General features: G+C 66.1%; 21 protein-coding genes. 9 read left to right on the top strand and 12 right to left on the bottom strand.

Annotation, left to right across the window (positions count from 1 at the left end; all coding sequences use genetic code 11):
* The first annotated feature begins 676 nt into the window (after positions 1-676).
* On the top strand, positions 677-811 hold the full coding sequence (locus AC1DX5_RS21160; RefSeq protein WP_465170435.1) for a hypothetical protein: 135 nt from the start codon (positions 677-679) through the stop codon (positions 809-811).
* A 317-nt stretch (positions 812-1128) separates the two neighbouring features.
* On the opposite strand, the gene AC1DX5_RS21165 is transcribed toward AC1DX5_RS21160, so the two are convergent.
* Positions 1129-1536 (bottom strand): MerR family transcriptional regulator, encoded by a 408-nt coding sequence (locus AC1DX5_RS21165; RefSeq protein WP_465170434.1) that lies wholly within the window; start codon positions 1534-1536, stop codon positions 1129-1131.
* Between the two features lie 72 nt (positions 1537-1608).
* Between AC1DX5_RS21165 and AC1DX5_RS21170 the strand changes: the two genes are divergently transcribed.
* On the top strand, positions 1609-2379 hold the full coding sequence (locus AC1DX5_RS21170) for a MauE/DoxX family redox-associated membrane protein (RefSeq protein WP_478017261.1): 771 nt from the start codon (positions 1609-1611) through the stop codon (positions 2377-2379).
* A gap of 169 nt (positions 2380-2548) precedes the next feature.
* On the opposite strand, the gene AC1DX5_RS21175 is transcribed toward AC1DX5_RS21170, so the two are convergent.
* Positions 2549-3043, bottom strand: coding sequence for an SRPBCC family protein (locus AC1DX5_RS21175; RefSeq protein WP_478017262.1), 495 nt, complete (start codon positions 3041-3043; stop codon positions 2549-2551).
* Positions 3044-3115: 72 nt separating this feature from the next.
* Positions 3116-3745 carry a retropepsin-like aspartic protease family protein gene (locus AC1DX5_RS21180; protein WP_478017263.1) on the bottom strand — a complete coding sequence of 210 codons (630 nt, stop codon included), beginning with the start codon at positions 3743-3745 and terminating at the stop codon, positions 3116-3118.
* 455 nt (positions 3746-4200) lie between these two features.
* Here AC1DX5_RS21180 and AC1DX5_RS21185 point away from each other — a divergent pair, with 455 nt between their 5' ends.
* Entirely contained in the window at positions 4201-4395 is a 195-nt protein-coding gene (locus AC1DX5_RS21185; protein WP_465170430.1) for a hypothetical protein, read from the top strand.
* 51 nt (positions 4396-4446) lie between these two features.
* On the opposite strand, the gene AC1DX5_RS21190 is transcribed toward AC1DX5_RS21185, so the two are convergent.
* A complete protein-coding gene (locus tag AC1DX5_RS21190; RefSeq protein ID WP_465170429.1) occupies positions 4447-4716 on the bottom strand; it encodes a GlsB/YeaQ/YmgE family stress response membrane protein in 270 nt (89 codons plus the stop codon).
* 121 nt (positions 4717-4837) lie between these two features.
* Complete coding sequence (locus AC1DX5_RS21195) at positions 4838-5041, bottom strand: DUF6771 family protein (protein WP_465170428.1); 204 nt, start codon at positions 5039-5041, stop codon at positions 4838-4840.
* Between the two features lie 161 nt (positions 5042-5202).
* Between AC1DX5_RS21195 and AC1DX5_RS21200 the strand changes: the two genes are divergently transcribed.
* From AC1DX5_RS21200 to rarD, 4 genes are all read left to right on the top strand, one after another.
* Positions 5203-6225 (top strand): potassium channel family protein, encoded by a 1023-nt coding sequence (locus AC1DX5_RS21200; RefSeq protein WP_478017264.1) that lies wholly within the window; start codon positions 5203-5205, stop codon positions 6223-6225.
* Between the two features lie 162 nt (positions 6226-6387).
* The gene (locus AC1DX5_RS21205; RefSeq protein WP_465170426.1) at positions 6388-6522 is read left to right on the top strand and encodes a hypothetical protein; all 135 of its coding nucleotides are present in this window, start codon (positions 6388-6390) and stop codon (positions 6520-6522) included.
* Positions 6523-6770: 248 nt separating this feature from the next.
* Entirely contained in the window at positions 6771-6926 is a 156-nt protein-coding gene (locus AC1DX5_RS21210) for a hypothetical protein (protein ID WP_465174648.1), read from the top strand.
* Positions 6927-7355: 429 nt separating this feature from the next.
* Positions 7356-8291: an EamA family transporter RarD gene (rarD, locus tag AC1DX5_RS21215; protein WP_478017265.1), complete on the top strand. Its 936-nt coding sequence runs from the start codon at positions 7356-7358 to the stop codon at positions 8289-8291.
* Positions 8292-8318: 27 nt separating this feature from the next.
* On the opposite strand, the gene AC1DX5_RS21220 is transcribed toward rarD, so the two are convergent.
* Positions 8319-9491 (bottom strand): serine hydrolase domain-containing protein, encoded by a 1173-nt coding sequence (locus tag AC1DX5_RS21220; RefSeq protein ID WP_478017266.1) that lies wholly within the window; start codon positions 9489-9491, stop codon positions 8319-8321.
* 142 nt (positions 9492-9633) lie between these two features.
* On the opposite strand from AC1DX5_RS21220, the gene AC1DX5_RS21225 reads away from it, so the two are divergent.
* Together AC1DX5_RS21225 and AC1DX5_RS21230 are read left to right on the top strand one after the other, a co-directional pair.
* Positions 9634-10746 (top strand): extracellular catalytic domain type 1 short-chain-length polyhydroxyalkanoate depolymerase, encoded by a 1113-nt coding sequence (locus AC1DX5_RS21225; RefSeq protein ID WP_465170422.1) that lies wholly within the window; start codon positions 9634-9636, stop codon positions 10744-10746.
* Between the two features lie 43 nt (positions 10747-10789).
* The gene (locus AC1DX5_RS21230) at positions 10790-11209 is read left to right on the top strand and encodes a GFA family protein (protein WP_478017267.1); all 420 of its coding nucleotides are present in this window, start codon (positions 10790-10792) and stop codon (positions 11207-11209) included.
* A 147-nt stretch (positions 11210-11356) separates the two neighbouring features.
* On the opposite strand, the gene AC1DX5_RS21235 is transcribed toward AC1DX5_RS21230, so the two are convergent.
* From AC1DX5_RS21235 to AC1DX5_RS21260, 6 genes are all read right to left on the bottom strand, one after another.
* Entirely contained in the window at positions 11357-11632 is a 276-nt protein-coding gene (locus AC1DX5_RS21235) for a hypothetical protein (RefSeq protein ID WP_478017268.1), read from the bottom strand.
* Between the two features lie 270 nt (positions 11633-11902).
* Positions 11903-12307 (bottom strand): low affinity iron permease family protein, encoded by a 405-nt coding sequence (locus AC1DX5_RS21240; RefSeq protein ID WP_465170419.1) that lies wholly within the window; start codon positions 12305-12307, stop codon positions 11903-11905.
* 112 nt (positions 12308-12419) lie between these two features.
* The gene (locus tag AC1DX5_RS21245) at positions 12420-12815 is read right to left on the bottom strand and encodes a hypothetical protein (protein WP_478017269.1); all 396 of its coding nucleotides are present in this window, start codon (positions 12813-12815) and stop codon (positions 12420-12422) included.
* Positions 12816-12993: 178 nt separating this feature from the next.
* A complete protein-coding gene (locus AC1DX5_RS21250; protein ID WP_478017270.1) occupies positions 12994-13887 on the bottom strand; it encodes a hypothetical protein in 894 nt (297 codons plus the stop codon).
* 3 nt (positions 13888-13890) lie between these two features.
* Positions 13891-14886 (bottom strand): SPFH domain-containing protein, encoded by a 996-nt coding sequence (locus AC1DX5_RS21255; RefSeq protein WP_478017271.1) that lies wholly within the window; start codon positions 14884-14886, stop codon positions 13891-13893.
* A 2-nt stretch (positions 14887-14888) separates the two neighbouring features.
* Entirely contained in the window at positions 14889-15635 is a 747-nt protein-coding gene (locus tag AC1DX5_RS21260) for an NUDIX hydrolase (RefSeq protein ID WP_478017272.1), read from the bottom strand.
* Between the last annotated feature and the right edge of the window lie 156 nt (positions 15636-15791).

The raw sequence follows: 15791 nt of genomic DNA on the forward strand, positions 1-15791 counted from the left end.
GATTGTCGAAACCATGCTTTAGCGGAAGAGCTCAGTCCTTGGACAAGCCGCGGGCGAGCGGCGCAGCATTTCGGCTCTATTCCGGCCCGATCGATACATATCGCGATGCTTGGGCGAAATGTCGGCCGGCGGCGATGATCCCTGCTAACGAAATGCCCTGCCTAGCGCGTTATGCAGCGCCATTTGCGATCGACGCGTTCCATGCTGCGGTTACAATGCAGGCAGTATCCGCGCCATACTCCAGAGACCTTGCGCGCCTTGCGTCGGTCAGGCTCATGCTTTCCGAACGCACACTTCAAGCGTCCCAATACGCTGGGTTTTGACGACTTCACTCATGATACTCCCTGAACAGGCAAGACGAGCCGACAGCGGATATTTCCGGTCCGCCGGCGTCGACGTGCCCGGCGGTCCTAATCTGCATGAACTGCGGTTGCAATATTGTTGCGGGAAAGGGTGCAGCATGAATTAGTCCTAATTACCCCAGGACCGGCTCGAATTCGGTACACGAGATGAGGAGAGCAGGCCCCAACGCAGTCGCCGGAGCGACCTCCTTCCGCCCTGCAAATGCTTGGAAGAACGATGTTGCCGGGACGGAGAGCGCCACAGGAACGGCGAGGCCGATGGCGCGTTGGGGTCGGTAGATCGCTTCAGGGCGAATCATCAAGGGAGTAGAGTCATGGCCGAGATCAACAGCGACGAAAAGGTCGTGGTCGCAAAGAGCAGCATCAATATCGCGAACATCATCATCGCCATCGCGGTGTTGATCGCGGTGCTCGGTCTGTTGAAATATATCGGTGCTTCGCCCTTCTGATCGATACGGGCCGGTCGCCGCCGAAATTTTTCGGATCCACAACCTGCTGGAATCCGGACTGCTTGTAGATTTGTCCACAGGATTCCGTTTCGGGGTCGGAACGCGAAGGCCGCGTCGTCGTTGATCGTTTCGCGAAAGCGAAAAGGGGAAGCGATGAACTATGCTGTAGCGGCCGTTCCTGCGGCCTTCAGATTGCGTCCTGGCTCCACCTGCCTGCGCGCCGCCGGCTCAGGTTCGGGCGAAAGCCTGTGCACCCGGCCACGCGGTCATCTCGGGCCGTGCCGGCACATGCCGGCGCGGATGATCGAACTCGCTTCCTAAGCCCGGTCGAACGCGTCGAGGATCGGGCAGGGGCCGCTTGCGCTGGTGTCGCACGCGTGCGCCAGCCGCTTGAGCGCAGTGCGCGCCAGCTCGAGCTCGGCGATCTTCTCGTCGAGCGCGGCGAGCCGCTCGGTCGCGAGCCGCCTCGCGCGGTCGCGGTCCTCAGTCGCGTCGAGCGCGAGCAGCTCGCCGATCTCCTCGAGCGTGAAGCCAGCGCCCTGCGCCGAGCGGATGAAGCGCAGCCGCCGCACATGATCCGCGCCATAGCGGCGGATGCCGCCGGCCAGGCCTGACCCGCCGGTGCGTGCCGGCTCGTCGATCAGGCCGCGGCGCTGATAATAGCGCACCGTTTCCACGCCGACGCCACCTTCGCGCGCCAGCCCCGCGATCGTTATCTCCGCCATCGCTTGACTCCGTACCATGGTCCGGACCCCATATGGGCCGGGTCCGCCCGCGAGCAAGGGCGCTGGAGATGCATGATGACGACCCGCCCGGCCGGACAGGCCACCCTCTACCGCATGGTCATGCCCGATCATGTCTGTCCCTGGGGGCTGAAGGCTAAGGACCTGCTCCGCCGCCAGGGCTATCAGGTGGACGATCGGTGGCTCAGGACGCGCGAAGAGACCGATGCGTTCAAGGCCGAGCACAATGTGAAGACCACGCCGCAGACTTTCATCGATGGCGCGCGGATCGGCGGCTATGACGACCTTCGCCGCTTCTTCGGCAAGCCGGTGCGCGATCCGAATGCGGTGACCTATCGCCCGGTGATCATGCTGTTCGCGATGACCGCGCTGATGGCGCTGGCCGCAAGCCAGGCCGTGTTCGGCACCCCCTTCACGATCCGTGCGGGCGAGTGGTTCATCGCCTTCAGCATGTGCGTGCTCGCCTTGCTCAAGCTGCAGGATGTCGAGCGCTTCTCGGCGATGTTCCTGAATTACGATCTGCTGGCGAAGCGCTGGGTGCCGTACGGGACGATCTATCCTTATGCCGAGGGCCTGGCCGGCGTGCTGATGGTCTCGGGCGCGCTGACCTGGCTGTCGGCGCCCATCGCGCTGGTGATCGGCGGGATCGGCGCGGTCTCGGTGTTCAAGGCAGTCTATATCGAGCGGCGCGACATCAAATGCGCGTGCGTCGGCGGCGACAGCAAGGTGCCGCTCGGCTTCATCTCGCTGACCGAGAATGTGATGATGGTTGCGATGGCGCTGTGGATGCTGTTCGGGGCCGGCGCGATGACGATGGGGGGCTAGAAGTGGGCACTCCACCCGTTTGTCCCGAGTAGCCATCGAGCTTGTCGAGATGGCATATCGAGGGACAAGCGTATCGTGCTCCACCTGTGCCTCGATACGAGCTCTCGATATGCCTTCGGCTACTCGATCTCTACTCGGCACGAACGGGTGGGTTTGTGCCTTCGGGGCCCTATTTCTCCGCTTCGGCCAGCGCCTTCATCGTCTCGATCGCGCCCTGGAAGCGCGGGTTGACGCGGTCGAACTGGGCCTTGCGCACCTCGTCCGAGGGCATCAGCGCGGCGTCGTAGATCAGCGTGTAGACGATGCGCGACTTGCCCGTGCCGGCCGGCTCGACCGCGAGCGTGCCGTTATAGGCGAAGGTCGCCATGCCGCCGGCGGTCTGGCCATAGGTATAGGAGTGCGCGGTGCTGGCGACCATCGGTTCGAGCGTGGTGTCGTTCAGACGGCGGATCGTGCCGACATCGCCGCTACCCGAGACGATCTCGCATTTCACCTTCAGCCACTCGGCGATCGCGCAATAGCCGCCGACCCGCTTCCACACTGCGTCGGCGGAGCGGTCGACCAGGATCTCCTTGCGGATCACGACATAGTCGGATGCCGCGGCCGGCGTGGCGGCGGCCATCAGGGCGACAAGGGCTGAGGCAAGGGCGGCACGTGCGATCATCGGTCATCCTGTCCGGTGGTTTCCGCGCCTTCCTATGGCGATTGCCGGAGGATGCCAAAGTGATTGTTCGAGTCACGCCGTGTCGGGTTTCACCGGCTGGGGATGGTTCGGCTCGAGGATCAGCGTCTTGCCCTCGACCCGCCAGGATTTGAGCCGCGACAGGAAGTTCATCCCGATCACGTCGGTGTCGCCGAAGGCGGGGGAGACCACCACGGCGAGGTCGCGCGCGACGATCGTGCCGAAGCGCAGTTCCGGGATCGTGCCGGTCAAGGCGTTGACCGTGCCATTGGCGGTGCGCAGCACGACCGGGAAGGGGGTATCCTTCACCTCTACCCCGGCGTCGGCCGCGGTTCCGGCGGAGAGCGCGGTCACCGTCGCGCCGCTGTCGACCAGCATCCGACGCTCGACCCCGCCGATGCGCGCATGCACCCAGAAATGCCCGTCATTCGCCATGCGGATTCGCACTTCCTTGCCGACCACTTCCTGCTTGTCGGCCTGGAGCATGGCGGCGACCTTGGCGAGATAGGGATCGAAGCGCCCGCGGTCGCGCACCAGCATCACCACCAGCCCGCCGAGCACCAGCCAGATGACCAGCGTGGTCAATGTCCGCACCACCGGCATGCGCCGCCCGATCACCGCCGCGATCAGCAGCCCGGCGAGCAGCAAGTAGAGCGGCGTGGTGGCGCCAAGATCGGGGAGCATCCTGCCTCTTCGTCCATGCGGCTATCGTCGAACGCGTAAATATCCAGCCGTCACCATGTATGAAGCCTGACCGTTCCGCGAAAGGCTGGCGGCATTCGTAGCGAAGCGCCCGCATCGGAGTGGCTGGACGACGCGCAGCGTAAGCGCTTCCATAAATGCCGTCGGCCGACGGAACAGTTTCAAGGTCGGATCGTTCAGGCCACGCCAACCGCATCGGGCTCACACCTAGTCGGGGGTAAACCAGGCCGGTTCGGACAGCATCGTCCGGCCTGGTTTCATTTCCCGCCCGTTTCCCCCGCCAGTTCCGATGCCGTTTCGGCAGCGCACCATCGTGCCTTTGCCGCGGTTCGCCGAACCCGTGCGTGTCGTCCGCTTGATCACCTCACCAGCTTGTGATTGAGCAACGCGCAGGCGGGGCGGGGGCCCGGCTTGAGCAATGACGAGCGGGACGATTGATGTTTGGTGCGATCGCTTTTGCCTATGGCCTGCTGACCAGCTTCGTGTTGTCGGGCGCAAGTCTCAATCGGAAGAAACGGCAGCCCAATCCGCCGGTCCTGGTCTATGTCGGCCATGTCTGTTTCGGCTGTTCCGCCGGGCTTTCCGTCCTGCTTTTCTGCCATGCGGGGCGGCTCTGGCTGCTCGGCGGCTGAACGCAAACGGGGCGGCCGAAGCCGCCCCGCGCCGTTGGTTTCGGGAACCGGTTAGCGAACCGATCCGCGACGTACCAGGTTGACGATCGCGAGCAGCACGACCGCGCCGAGCAGCGACACCAGGATCGTCGAGATGCTGTACCCACCGCTGGTGATCGGCGGAACGCCGAGCAGCGGCGACAGAAGGAAGCCGGCAAGGACCGCGCCGACGATGCCGACCACGACATTCAGGAAAACGCCCTGCTGCGCGTCGGTGCGCATGATCATGCTGGCAAGCCAGCCAATGACGCCGCCGACGATCAAAAGTATAATGAGACCCATCTTGCTCTCCATGACCAATGAAACAGCGCGGAGGCTTTCGCGGGCGCGCCGGGCTCTTTCATGAGACCTGGCAACATAACGGACGGAATCGCCTGGCGTTCCTTCCCCTGTAACGAAGTTGTTACAGGCCGAGCAAAAGCTGGTTCACGTCCTGCGCCGGTTCGTCGGCGTCCAGCCCCTCCAGGATCGCGCGGGCGAGCGTTTCCGCCGCCCGCGCGCGGAGCCGCGGATCGCGGACGGCGATGCCGATCCGCGCCCAGGCGGGCGCCGCCAGGATGACAGGGGCGAGATCGGCTGGGGCAAGGTCTGCGGCGAATCGGCTCATGTCGTGAAACTAGATCAAAACGGGAACATCGGAAAGCGCCAAAATGGTGATATCCCGAGGGGATGTCGCAGACGGCGTTGGCGGGGCGGCGATCCGGCGGCGTTAGGCGAAGCGCCGGCAAGCATGCTTCTTCTTCTCGCGCCGGCGCGTTACACGGTGTGATGTTGCGCGGCCCCGCTCCCAAGGACAGCTTCCTCAACCTGCGCCGCAAGAGCCGGACGCCCATCTGGCTGTCGCTCGTCTGCCGGGTGCTGCTCGCGCTCGGGCTGATCGGCATCGCGCTGTCGGTCCATTGGCTCGACCGGGATGGCCTGCGCGACAATGTCGACGGCCATGTCACCTTTCTCGATGTGCTCTATTTCACCATGATCACCATCACCACGGTCGGTTATGGCGATATCGTGCCGGTCACCCCGCAGGCGCGGATGTTCGACACCTTCGTGGTCACGCCGGTGCGGCTGTTCGTATGGCTGATCTTTCTCGGCACGGCCTATGATTTCCTCCTCAAGCGCGTCTGGGAGAAATGGCGTATGAGCGTGATCCAGCGGCAATTGAGCGGCCACTTCGTCGTGGCCGGCTATGGCACCAGCGGCGCGGAGGCAGTGTGCGAGCTGATCCGCCGCGGCAAGCCGGCGGACACCATCGTGGTGATCGACGAACGCGCCGCGGCGCTGCGCCTCGCCGAGGAATGCGGCGCGGCGGTGCTGGAGGGCGACGCCACTCGCAACGCGACGCTCGAGGCTGTCAAGATCGACAAGGCGCGCGCGATCATCATTTCGGCCGGGCGCGACGACACCTCGATCCTGATCGTGCTGACCGCGCGGCGCCTCGCGCCCGACGTGCCGATCAGCGTCATCATCCGCTCGGAGGACAATGAGGCGCTGGCGAAACAGGCCGGCGCCACCACGGTGATCAACCCGGCGAGCTTTGCCGGGCTGCTGCTCGCCGGGTCGACCCACGGGCCGCACATCGCGGACTATATGGCCGATCTCGCGGCCGCGGACGGCCGCGTCGCGTTGCACGAACGGCCGGTCAAGGCGGAGGAGGTGGGCCGCCCGCTGGCCCAGATCGGCACCGGCCTCGGCATGCGCATCTATCGCGGCGACAGCGCCTTCGGCTTCTGGGAAATCGAGGCGGGGCGCCTCGAAGCCGGGGACTCGATTCTGGAGGTGGTGCCGCGTTAGAATCCGTGCGCGCGACCCGGCGATCACGCCTTTTAGAGCATTGGGTACGGAGCTGGCGCCAACAAAGTTCAATTTGATGACAATCGCGTCATTTTTGTTGGAACTGCCATCACTTTGGTGCATTGTTGCTGCGAGAGGATACAAGCCGAAAAGGTCGCTTAAATGAGCAAAGTGATGCTGCCGCACCAGCTTGATTTGCTGCGGGGACACGCCAGGCTTTCCGGTGTCGTGGGTTTCATGATTGCCACGATCTTGTCATTGGCGATATGGGTGGTGCTGCTCCTTCTTATTCTGTGAGATGACCAGAGGACGGCGTCATACCGCGCCGCCTCTTGACCCAGATCATTGCGCTCCCGTTTCCGCGGGTGGATGCTCCTTCACGAGGAGACAGGCCTGTGGAGATTTCGTGGAACGAGGATGCAGTCGCAGCGGTTCGCCCGCGCGACGGCGACAGGGCGAGCGGAGATCTGGAAGTCGTTGCGCAAGGGTCGCTGACGCGCGTACTTGATAGCATTGCTGCCGGCTTCGCGGGGGATATCCCGCGCATGCGCATTTCCTTTCCCGAACGCTGCAAGCCGCCCTTCCGCTATGAGGGCGCCGAGATCGCCGCGCTGCTGGCGGAGCGCAGACGCGTCGCCGCGCTTGCATCGTCCGTCGCGACGCCCACCCAGGCCAGGCGGGTCCGGCCCCTGGTGCGATAACCGTCCTTCGTATCTGGAGTATCTTGCATTAAATCGGCGCCACCAACACCCGTTCGTCCTGAGTAGCCATCGAGGAGCCGCGTAGCGGCGTATCGAGAGCCCGTATCGAAGGACAGGTTCCGTGCGACAACCTGTCCTTCGATACGGGCTCTCGATACGCCTTCGGCACCTCGCTCCCTACTCAGGACAAACGGATCGGATTTAGCGCTCGCTCTAGCGGGGCCCAGCTGGACCGGCGGCATGCGCCGTTTCCCGCGGCGATCGCATGACGGTGGCATGATCGGATCGGTCAGAGCCGGTCGATAACGGGGCCATCGCAGCCCCAAGGAAAAGTGCGGGGGCAAGCGGGTTGCCATGGCGGCCGATGCCGACCATTTGCCTGCCTCCTCCACTCCGTCTGCGGCGCAACGCCCGGGCACAGGCAAAACCGTGACCGACCACGCTCCATCCCCTTCCTTGGCGCCCGCGGGCACCGGCATCATGCTGGGCGTCGCGGCCTATATAGTCTGGGGCGTGCTGCCGCTGTACCTGAAGCTGCTGCAGCATGTGCCGGCCAGCCAGATCCTGGCGCATCGCATCCTGTGGTCGGTGCTGATGCTGGTCGTCCTCGCGCTGTTGTTCGGGCGCGTGCGGTCGATCCTCGCGGCGGTGACGCGGCGCACGCTGCTGATGCTGATGGCCAGTGCCCTGCTGATCGGGGTCAACTGGCTGGTCTATATCTGGGCGGTGCAGAATGCCCATGTGCTCGATGCGAGCCTGGGCTATTTCATCAATCCGCTGGTCAATGTCGCGCTGGGCGTGGCGGTGCTGGGGGAACGGGTGCGGCGCGTCCAGGGCGTGGCGATCGCGCTGGCGGCGGCGGGGGTGCTGGTGATGGCGCTGTCCAACGGCAGCAGCATCTGGATTTCGCTGGTGCTGGCGCTGACCTTCGGCATCTATGGCCTGATCCGCAAGGTGGTGGCGATCGATGCGCTGGGCGGGCTGCTGATCGAGACGATCCTGCTCGCGCCCTTCGCCTTCGGCCTGTTGCTGGTCGCGCATGGCGGCGGCGAGGGCGCGTTCGGCCGCGAGACCGCGACCGACCTGTTGCTGGTCGTGGCGGGCGCGGTCACCGCGGCGCCGCTGCTGCTGTTCGCGGGTGCCGCGCGGCGCATGCCTTATGCGGCGCTCGGCCTGCTGCAATATATCGCGCCGACCTTGCAGTTCCTGCTCGCCGTCTTTGTGTTCGGCGAGCATCTGCGCCCGCACGACCTTGCCGCCTTTGCGCTGATCTGGACCGGGCTGGCGGTCTATGCCTCGGACAGTATCCGCGCGACTCGGGCGGCGGCGCGGGATGTTGTCGGGCTTCGGCCCTCGACCCGGTAGATCGGTCGTCGTCCGCCGCCGAACGGCTCAGGATTTCCCCGCATGGTCGCCATATTCCCAGTCATAGGGAGTGCCGGTTTCGCCCAGGATGAAGCGGACCAGCGCGGGATAGGCCGCCTCGGCCCGCACGTCGTTGGACAGGATCAGCACGCAGCGCTGGCCTCGTTCCAGGCAGACCATGGTGTTGCCGGTCTGCTCGTCATGCCCGCCCTTGAAGAAGCCATGCCCCTGCGGCCCGTCGAACACGATAACGCCGAGGCCCGCCGCCAGGCCCTTGCGGCGCTCGGCCACCGGCAGATCGGGCGCGAGATTGGGGAATTGATGCGCGGTCGCGATCGGCAGGCTCGGCTTGACCATTTCGGCGCGTGAGGCAGGGGACAAGCCGTCGCCGCGCACCAGCGCCGCGACGAATGTCGCAAGGTCGGCGATGCTGGTGTCCATCGATCCGGCCGCGCGCACGTTCGACCGTTCGTCATGCTCGACCGGCTCGCCCTTGTCGTTCCAGCCATCGGCCAGGTTGGGGCGGAAATCGGGGCGCCAGGTGAGGCTGGTGCGCGTCATGCCCAGCGTCGCGAAGATCGCATCGGTCAGGCCGCCGACATCGAGGCCGAGGCCCTGGGCCTTCCGGCCATGCTCGATGACGAACTGCAACAGGCTGAACCCTTCGCCCGAATAGCTGAACTGCGTGCCCGGATCGAAATGGATACGCAGCTTTTCATCGGGTTCGAGGAACCAGAAATTGCGGAAGCCCGTGGAATGCGTCAGCGCCATGCGCGGCGTGATGCGCCGCCAGCGATCGTCGCCCGCCAGGTCCTTGTACGGACCATATTTGCCCGGCGCGATCGCCGCGCTGTCATAATCGGGCAGGGGCCGGTCGAGATCGGCGGCGAACGGCGTATCGAGCGAGAGGACGCCGCGGTCGACCAGGGTCAGGGTGGTATAGGCCATCACCGTCTTGGTCAGCGAGGCGCCGTACATCACGGTATCGGTCAGCAGCGGATCGCCCTTGGCATTGCGGATGCCGTACGCCTGGACATGGACCACCTTACCCTTGTCGATCACCGCGATCGCCATGCCCTTCGCGCCGGTCTCCGCCATGGCGGCGCGGGCTCGCGCGTCGATCGCCTTTGCTGACGGGAGGCGTTGGGCGCTCGCGGGGGTGGCGATCAACGCCATCAGGCAAAAGACCAGGGTTCGCATGCCGCGGAATCTATCCGCGCCGGGGCCGCGGGGCCATCGGAAGTTTGACGCGGGCAATGTTTATTGTGCACCGCAGCAACAAACCGGCCTATGATCCGTTGAGCAGGTGCGGACGACTCGTTCGCCCCCTGGGGGACCGATCATGCGTACGCTTTCCGACACCATCACGCGGCTCGCCGCGGCCCAGGCCGGCATGGGGCAGGCGTTCGCCGGCGGCGCGGACCGGCTGACCGACATGGTCCTCACCGGCGCCAATCCGGGCCAGCTCGCGGCGCGCATCCATGTTCCCGAGGGATTGCGGCCCGGTGCGCCGCTGGTCGTGGTGCTGCACGGCTGCACCCAGAATGCTGCGGGCTATGATCACGGATCGGGCTGGTCGACGCTCGCCGACCGGCACGGCTTCGCGCTGCTCTATCCGGAGCAGAAGCGCAGCAACAACGCCAATCTCTGCTTCAACTGGTTCGAACCCGGCGATGTCGGCCGCGACGGCGGCGAGCCGCTGTCGATCCGGAACATGATCGGCCAGATGATCGCGGAGCATGATCTCGATCCGTCACGGGTGTTCGTGACCGGCCTCTCGGCCGGCGGTGCGATGACGGCGGTGATGCTCGCGACCTGGCCCGAGCTGTTCGCCGGCGGCGCGATCGTCGCCGGGCTGCCTTACGGTACGGCAGCGGGCGTGCCCCAGGCGTTCGACCGGATGCGCGGCCATGGCGGGCCCAAGGGTCAGGAACTCTCCGCGCGAGTCCGCCAGGCCTCGGACCATGACGGGTCCTGGCCGATGCTGTCGGTCTGGCACGGCACTGCCGATTCGACCGTCGCCGCCTCCAACATGGAGGATATCGTCGAGCAATGGCGCCTGCTCCAGGGCCTGGACTCGGCGCCGGCGCTGGCCGAGACGATCGGCGGCCACACCAGGCGGACCTGGACTGACGCCAAGGGCCGCGTCCGGATCGAGGCGCATGCCATCGCCGGCATGGGACACGGCACGCCGATCGCGCCGGCCGAGGGATGCGGCGCGGCCATGCCCTATATGCTGGATGTCGGGATCTGCTCGACGGGGCACATCGCCGCTTCCTGGGGCATTGCCGATGCCGCGCCGGCGTCTGCGCGCAAGGCACGGGCCGTGCCGCGCCAGGATCGCCCGGTGCCCGTCCGGCCCCGGCGCGTTTCCACCGCGGCCCCGCAGGTGGAAATATCCGGCGTGAAAAAGGTGATCGAGGATGCGCTGCGCGCCGCCGGGCTGATGCGCTAAGGCAATGCTTGCCGGGGCTTCGGCGCTCTCATAGAAGTGCGCCATGGCCGGTACCGTCTCCATCACCGGCGGCTGCCTATGCGGCGCGGTGCGCTATGAGGCGGTCGCCGCACCCGATTATGCCGGCTATTGCTGCTGCGGCGATTGCCGCCGCGCGTCGGGATCGGCCTATATCCCGTTCATGGGTTTCCCGGCTGCTGTGCTGCGCTTCAGCGGCGAGACGATGCAGGTCCGCTCGCCCGCGTTTCGCGGCGGGGAGGCAGTGCGCAACCGATGTGCGGGCTGTGGCAGCCTCGTCTTCGGCGGCGTGGTCGGCGAGGACGAGTCCCACACCATCTATGCCGGCACGCTCGACGATCCGTCCCTGTTCACGCCGACCATGGTGCTGTTCGATCGCGACCGCCCCGACTGGGCGGTACTGCCGCCGGGGATGACGGTCTTCCCCACCATGCCGGACTCCTAGCGCGAAGCTTAGTCAGCTGGAATCACCTCTCCTCGTTCGCCCTGAGCTTGTCGAAGGGCTGTTCTTTCTTTCGAGGAAGAGAAGCAGGGCTTCGACACCCCCGGATCAAGTCGGGGGCCGAACGGTGCAATCCAGCTCGAAAACGCTTTAGCTGCTGTCCTCGGCGGAAGGCGGGCTCTCGGCGGATGCCGCGACGATATCGATCCGCTGGCGGGGCGTGTGCTGGCGGTCCCTGCGGTTCTTCGACCGGCGGCGCCTGCGCGACCGGGCGAGGCGGGCCCTGACCATCGGCATCAGCATGGCAGCGCCGCCGGCGATCACGGTGATGACGCCGAAGGCGATGACGGGAAAGGAAAAGACCATGCCGCTCCCCTGTTCGAGCGACGTTGCGGCATGGCGCGACCAGCCAGTTGTCCCCGGCATCGTCGCGCGATCCACGCCCGTCGCGCCGCATCGTCCCATAAATCGCGGCGCGGCGCGAGAGGGAAGGGCGATGGCGGCAAATGGTACGGCTGAAAAAGAGAAGAGCCCCGGCCGAATGGGGGGGGGGCCGGGGCTCTAGGCAGGCGCGACCGGGAAGCGCCCGCAAATGCTGATTAACACAAATTAATTAATTTTTGGTGAATTTGTCCCCCTTAAGGGAGGACTGCCACCGATGCGCCGGGAAACGGATGAAATTCCACCCGTTTTTTTTCATCGACGGGCAAGCAGCTCGTCGACGGTTTCCTCGACGGATTCAGCATCGTCACCCTGGACTTCGCGTTCGAGCGCGGTGCGGATCGCGCAGATCTGCGCGTCGGTCAGATGCTCGATGCCGACGAACTCGCCCCGGGCATTGTCGAGCGCGCGCAGGATCTCGTCGAGCTTCGCCTGGATCGCCGCGCCGTCGCGATTCTGGCTGTTCTGGATCAGGAACACCGCCAGGAAGGTGAGTACTGTCGTCGCCGTGTTGATGACGAGCTGCCAGGTATCGGAATAATGGAAGATCGGGCCCGATACCGCCCAGACGATGCAGCACAGGGTGGCCAGCAGGAAGGTCGAGGGCCACCCCATGATCGTCGCGCTGCGCGACGCGATGTTGGTGAAGAAACTGTCCAAGGGGGCACTCCCGGAATAAAAGCTGTCCGGGAAACGACTCGTCTCCGAAATAGTGCCATGCGTCGCGCAGGCGCCCGGCGCGGGGAACGCGCTCGTCGCTGGATCGAACCCCTCAGCCAGTCTGTCGGCAGCTGATCGTCTTCTGCCTGGCTGAATCGGCCGGCGCTTTTACGGGGCCTTCGATCAAGGTCCCCTCGTCGCCGTTGGTCTGCCACATCAGGCTGTGGCCGGGCGTGCGGCCGGTTTCCGAGCGATATCTGGTGGTGGCGGTGTCGGACAGCATGTTGGTCAGCTGGAACGTCTTCGCATCGATCGTCAGGCGCAGCACGTCCCAGGCGAGATCGTGATCGATCGTCAATGTCACGCCACCCGTGCAGCTGTAATGCATGATCCCTTCGACCTTGCTGGCATCGCGCTTCAATACTGCGGAGCCGCCATTGGCGGTCGGTGGCAGGGCAATGGCATTGTCGACCGGGATGTCCATGGCCTTGACCGTAGGAGCCGGCACCGGGCCTTGCGTGGCGCTCTGGTCGGGCGCGGAGGGGCTGCATCCGGACAGCAGAAAAGGCGCCCCTAGAACCGTAACCAACCACCCACGCATCGACGGATTCTCCCGGATCCGCGCCTTCCCGTGGAAGGCGCCCTGATGGCGCTCCGCTACAGGGTCGGGCCGCGACATACCAGGCTCAGCCGGTGATCAGGTTGAGCGCCCGGCCCGCCGGGCCGATCGTCACGCGCCGGCCCCAGTCGAACGACAGGAAATCCTGCTCGATCCCGTCAGCGAAGATCACCCCGCCGTCGTTCATGCGCGAGGTGACGGCCAGCGGCGCATCGGTCAGCCGGCCGGCGCGCAGATCGGTGCCGGTCGAGACACTGGGAAAGGGTTCGCGCACGAAATAGGCGACCGCGCGTTCCTCCACGCCGATGGCGAGCGGCTGGTGCGTCGCTTCCATGATCGACCGGGCCCAGCCGGTCGCCCCCGTGCCCGACGCGACGATCAGCCCGCTCGACGACTGGTCCTCCTGCGCAGGGCCCGCGACCAGGCTGTAGCGCGCCGATTGATGGCTGCGATGCCCGACGAAGATTTCGTTCAGCGCGAGCAGATGCTCGCCCGTGTCGAGCGTCGCGGCGACCATGGTGCGGTGCTGGGCGCCGGCATCGCCCGCCATGCCGGCCGGAAGCAACCGGCCGAGCCGGTCGATCGGCACGCGGACGAGCACGCCGTCATACAGGTCGGGCGCGGGGTTGATGCCGAACACCGGCTGGCCGGTCAGATATTTCGCCACGTTCGCGACCAGTCCGTCCTGCCCGACCGCGACCACCGCGTCTTCCGGTCCGAACAGGAACCGGTCGAGATCGGCACGGTGGACCAGCGCCTGGCGCCAGGTGTCGGGCACCGCCGCCCGCGCCGCGCGCAGGGTGGCATGGAGCTGGTCGTGGTGGCGCTCGAGATCCTCGATCCGCTGCCCGCGCGTCGTCAGGAAGAAGCGCGCCTGCTCGCGCGTCGCATGGCGCGCGAGCAGCAGCTCATAATCGGTTTCCCGCGTCACGAAGACCGCGCGAGGCGTGATCGTGGACATCGCTCATGCCGCCGGCAGGGTGGCGGGGAGGGCAGTCGTGTCGCGCCTGAACTCGCCCATCAGGGTGGCGAGCAGGTCGGGCGTGACGTTCAGATGCTCGATCGTGTCGAGCTTGCCGGCCAGCTCGCGCGCGGCCAGCCCCAGCATCACTCCGGGCGGCAGGTCGCGATAGATCGCGATATGCGCGCGCTCGGTCTCCGCCCTGGCGCTTTCCACGGTGCGGATGCGCTCGGCCTCGGCCGCCGCCTCGATCTGCTGTGCCTCGGCAAGGCCGGTGGCGCGGTCGCGCGCGTTGCCGGTCTCCTCGGCGATCAGCTGCTTCTCGCGCCGCGCCAGCTCGGTCTTGTTGGCCAGTTCGTTTTCGGCGATCGCGCGTTCCTTGTCGACCGCCAGTGCCCGGCGTTCGAAGGTCGCCTGATCGGCCTTTTGCTGGAGCGCCTCGAAGGTCGGCGTCTGCAGCGCGCGTTCCAGCTCGCTGGAGGGCGCGAGATTGGTCAGCCGGATCGCGGCGACGCCGATGCCGATCTCGGCCAGCGCCGGATCGCCGCCCAGTGCTGCCTCGAGGGCCTTGCGCAGCGGCTCCGGCCCCGCATCGAGCAGCGCCCGCACGGAAGCCTGCGCCAGATATTGCAGCGCTGCCTGGTTGACGAGGCCGGCGAGCCGGGTCTCGATCTGCTGGATCGGTTCGCCCTTCAGCGCGCCGTTGAACACGCCGATGGTGAAATCGACCCGGCTTGCCAGCAGTTCCGGGTCGGTGACATGCCAGGTCAGGGTGCCCTGCACCGCGACCGTCTGGAAATCCTGGCTCCGGCCCTTCACGAACAGCGCCATCTCGCGGTCGTCCATCGGCAGCTCGGCCAGGCTGGCGGTCTCCGGCCGGAACCAGAAGACCAGCCCGCGCCCGCTCTGCCGCATGCGGCCGTTGCGATAGCGGATGACATGATTGCTCGCATCGCTGCGCAGCTGGGCGAGGAAGCCGAAATTGCGGATATAGGCCATGGTCATTCTCCTCGTGGAAAGGGGGAAGCGGGTGTGCGGTGGCGGAACAGTTCGGCCGGGCGGAACGACGCGCCCGTCTCGCGCTCGCCGGTCGGCTCGAGCCAGCCGCGGTCGAGCATGCGGCGGCGAAAACCTGGTTTGTTGAGCTGGGTGCCGAGGATCGCCTCATGCACGTCCTGCAGCGCGCGGAGCGTGAACCGCTCGGGCAGCAACGCGAAGGCGACCGCCGAATAATCGAGCTTGCCGCGCAGGCGCAGCATCGCGAGGCCAAGGATATCGGCATGGTCGAAGGCAAGGGACAGCGCCGCGCCGTCGGGCGCGTGCGCCGCGACCGGCCCGCCGCTCTCGCCGGCCCAGGGCACGACGATGGTGGCGAGCATCAGCTCGGGCGCTGCCGTGAGCGCGGCGGCGAAGCGCTCGGCGGGCAGCAGCGCGAAATAGGCGATGCTGACGATGCGCATGCGCGGATCGCGATCGACCGCGCCGAAGCTGTAAAGCTGCTCGATCCAGGCGCCTTCCATATGCGCGCGGGTCGCGAGCACGCGGCGCGCGGCATCGTCCAGGCTCTCGTCTGGCTTCACGAAGCCGCCGGGCAGCGCCCAGCGGCCGAGATGCGGATGGTCGGCGCGGCGCACCAGCAACGCCGCCGGCGCGCCGTCCACCACACTCATCAGGACAAGATCGACCGCGACCGACAGCGGCTCATAGACGGTGGGATCATAGTCCTGGAGGAAGTCCGACTCGTCCACGACGCGGCACCTTATATCCAACTCGCATATTACTTATGCGCGAGTCGGATATAAGTGTCAAGGACCGCCAAACTTCTACCTTCCCCGGCGAAGGCCGGGCCCCAGTAGGGAAGGTCGACGTAACGGAGCGCTACGCCAGCCAAAGATCGTCCCCCG

The organism is Sphingomonas sp. P2_B6, from assembly GCF_056404755.1.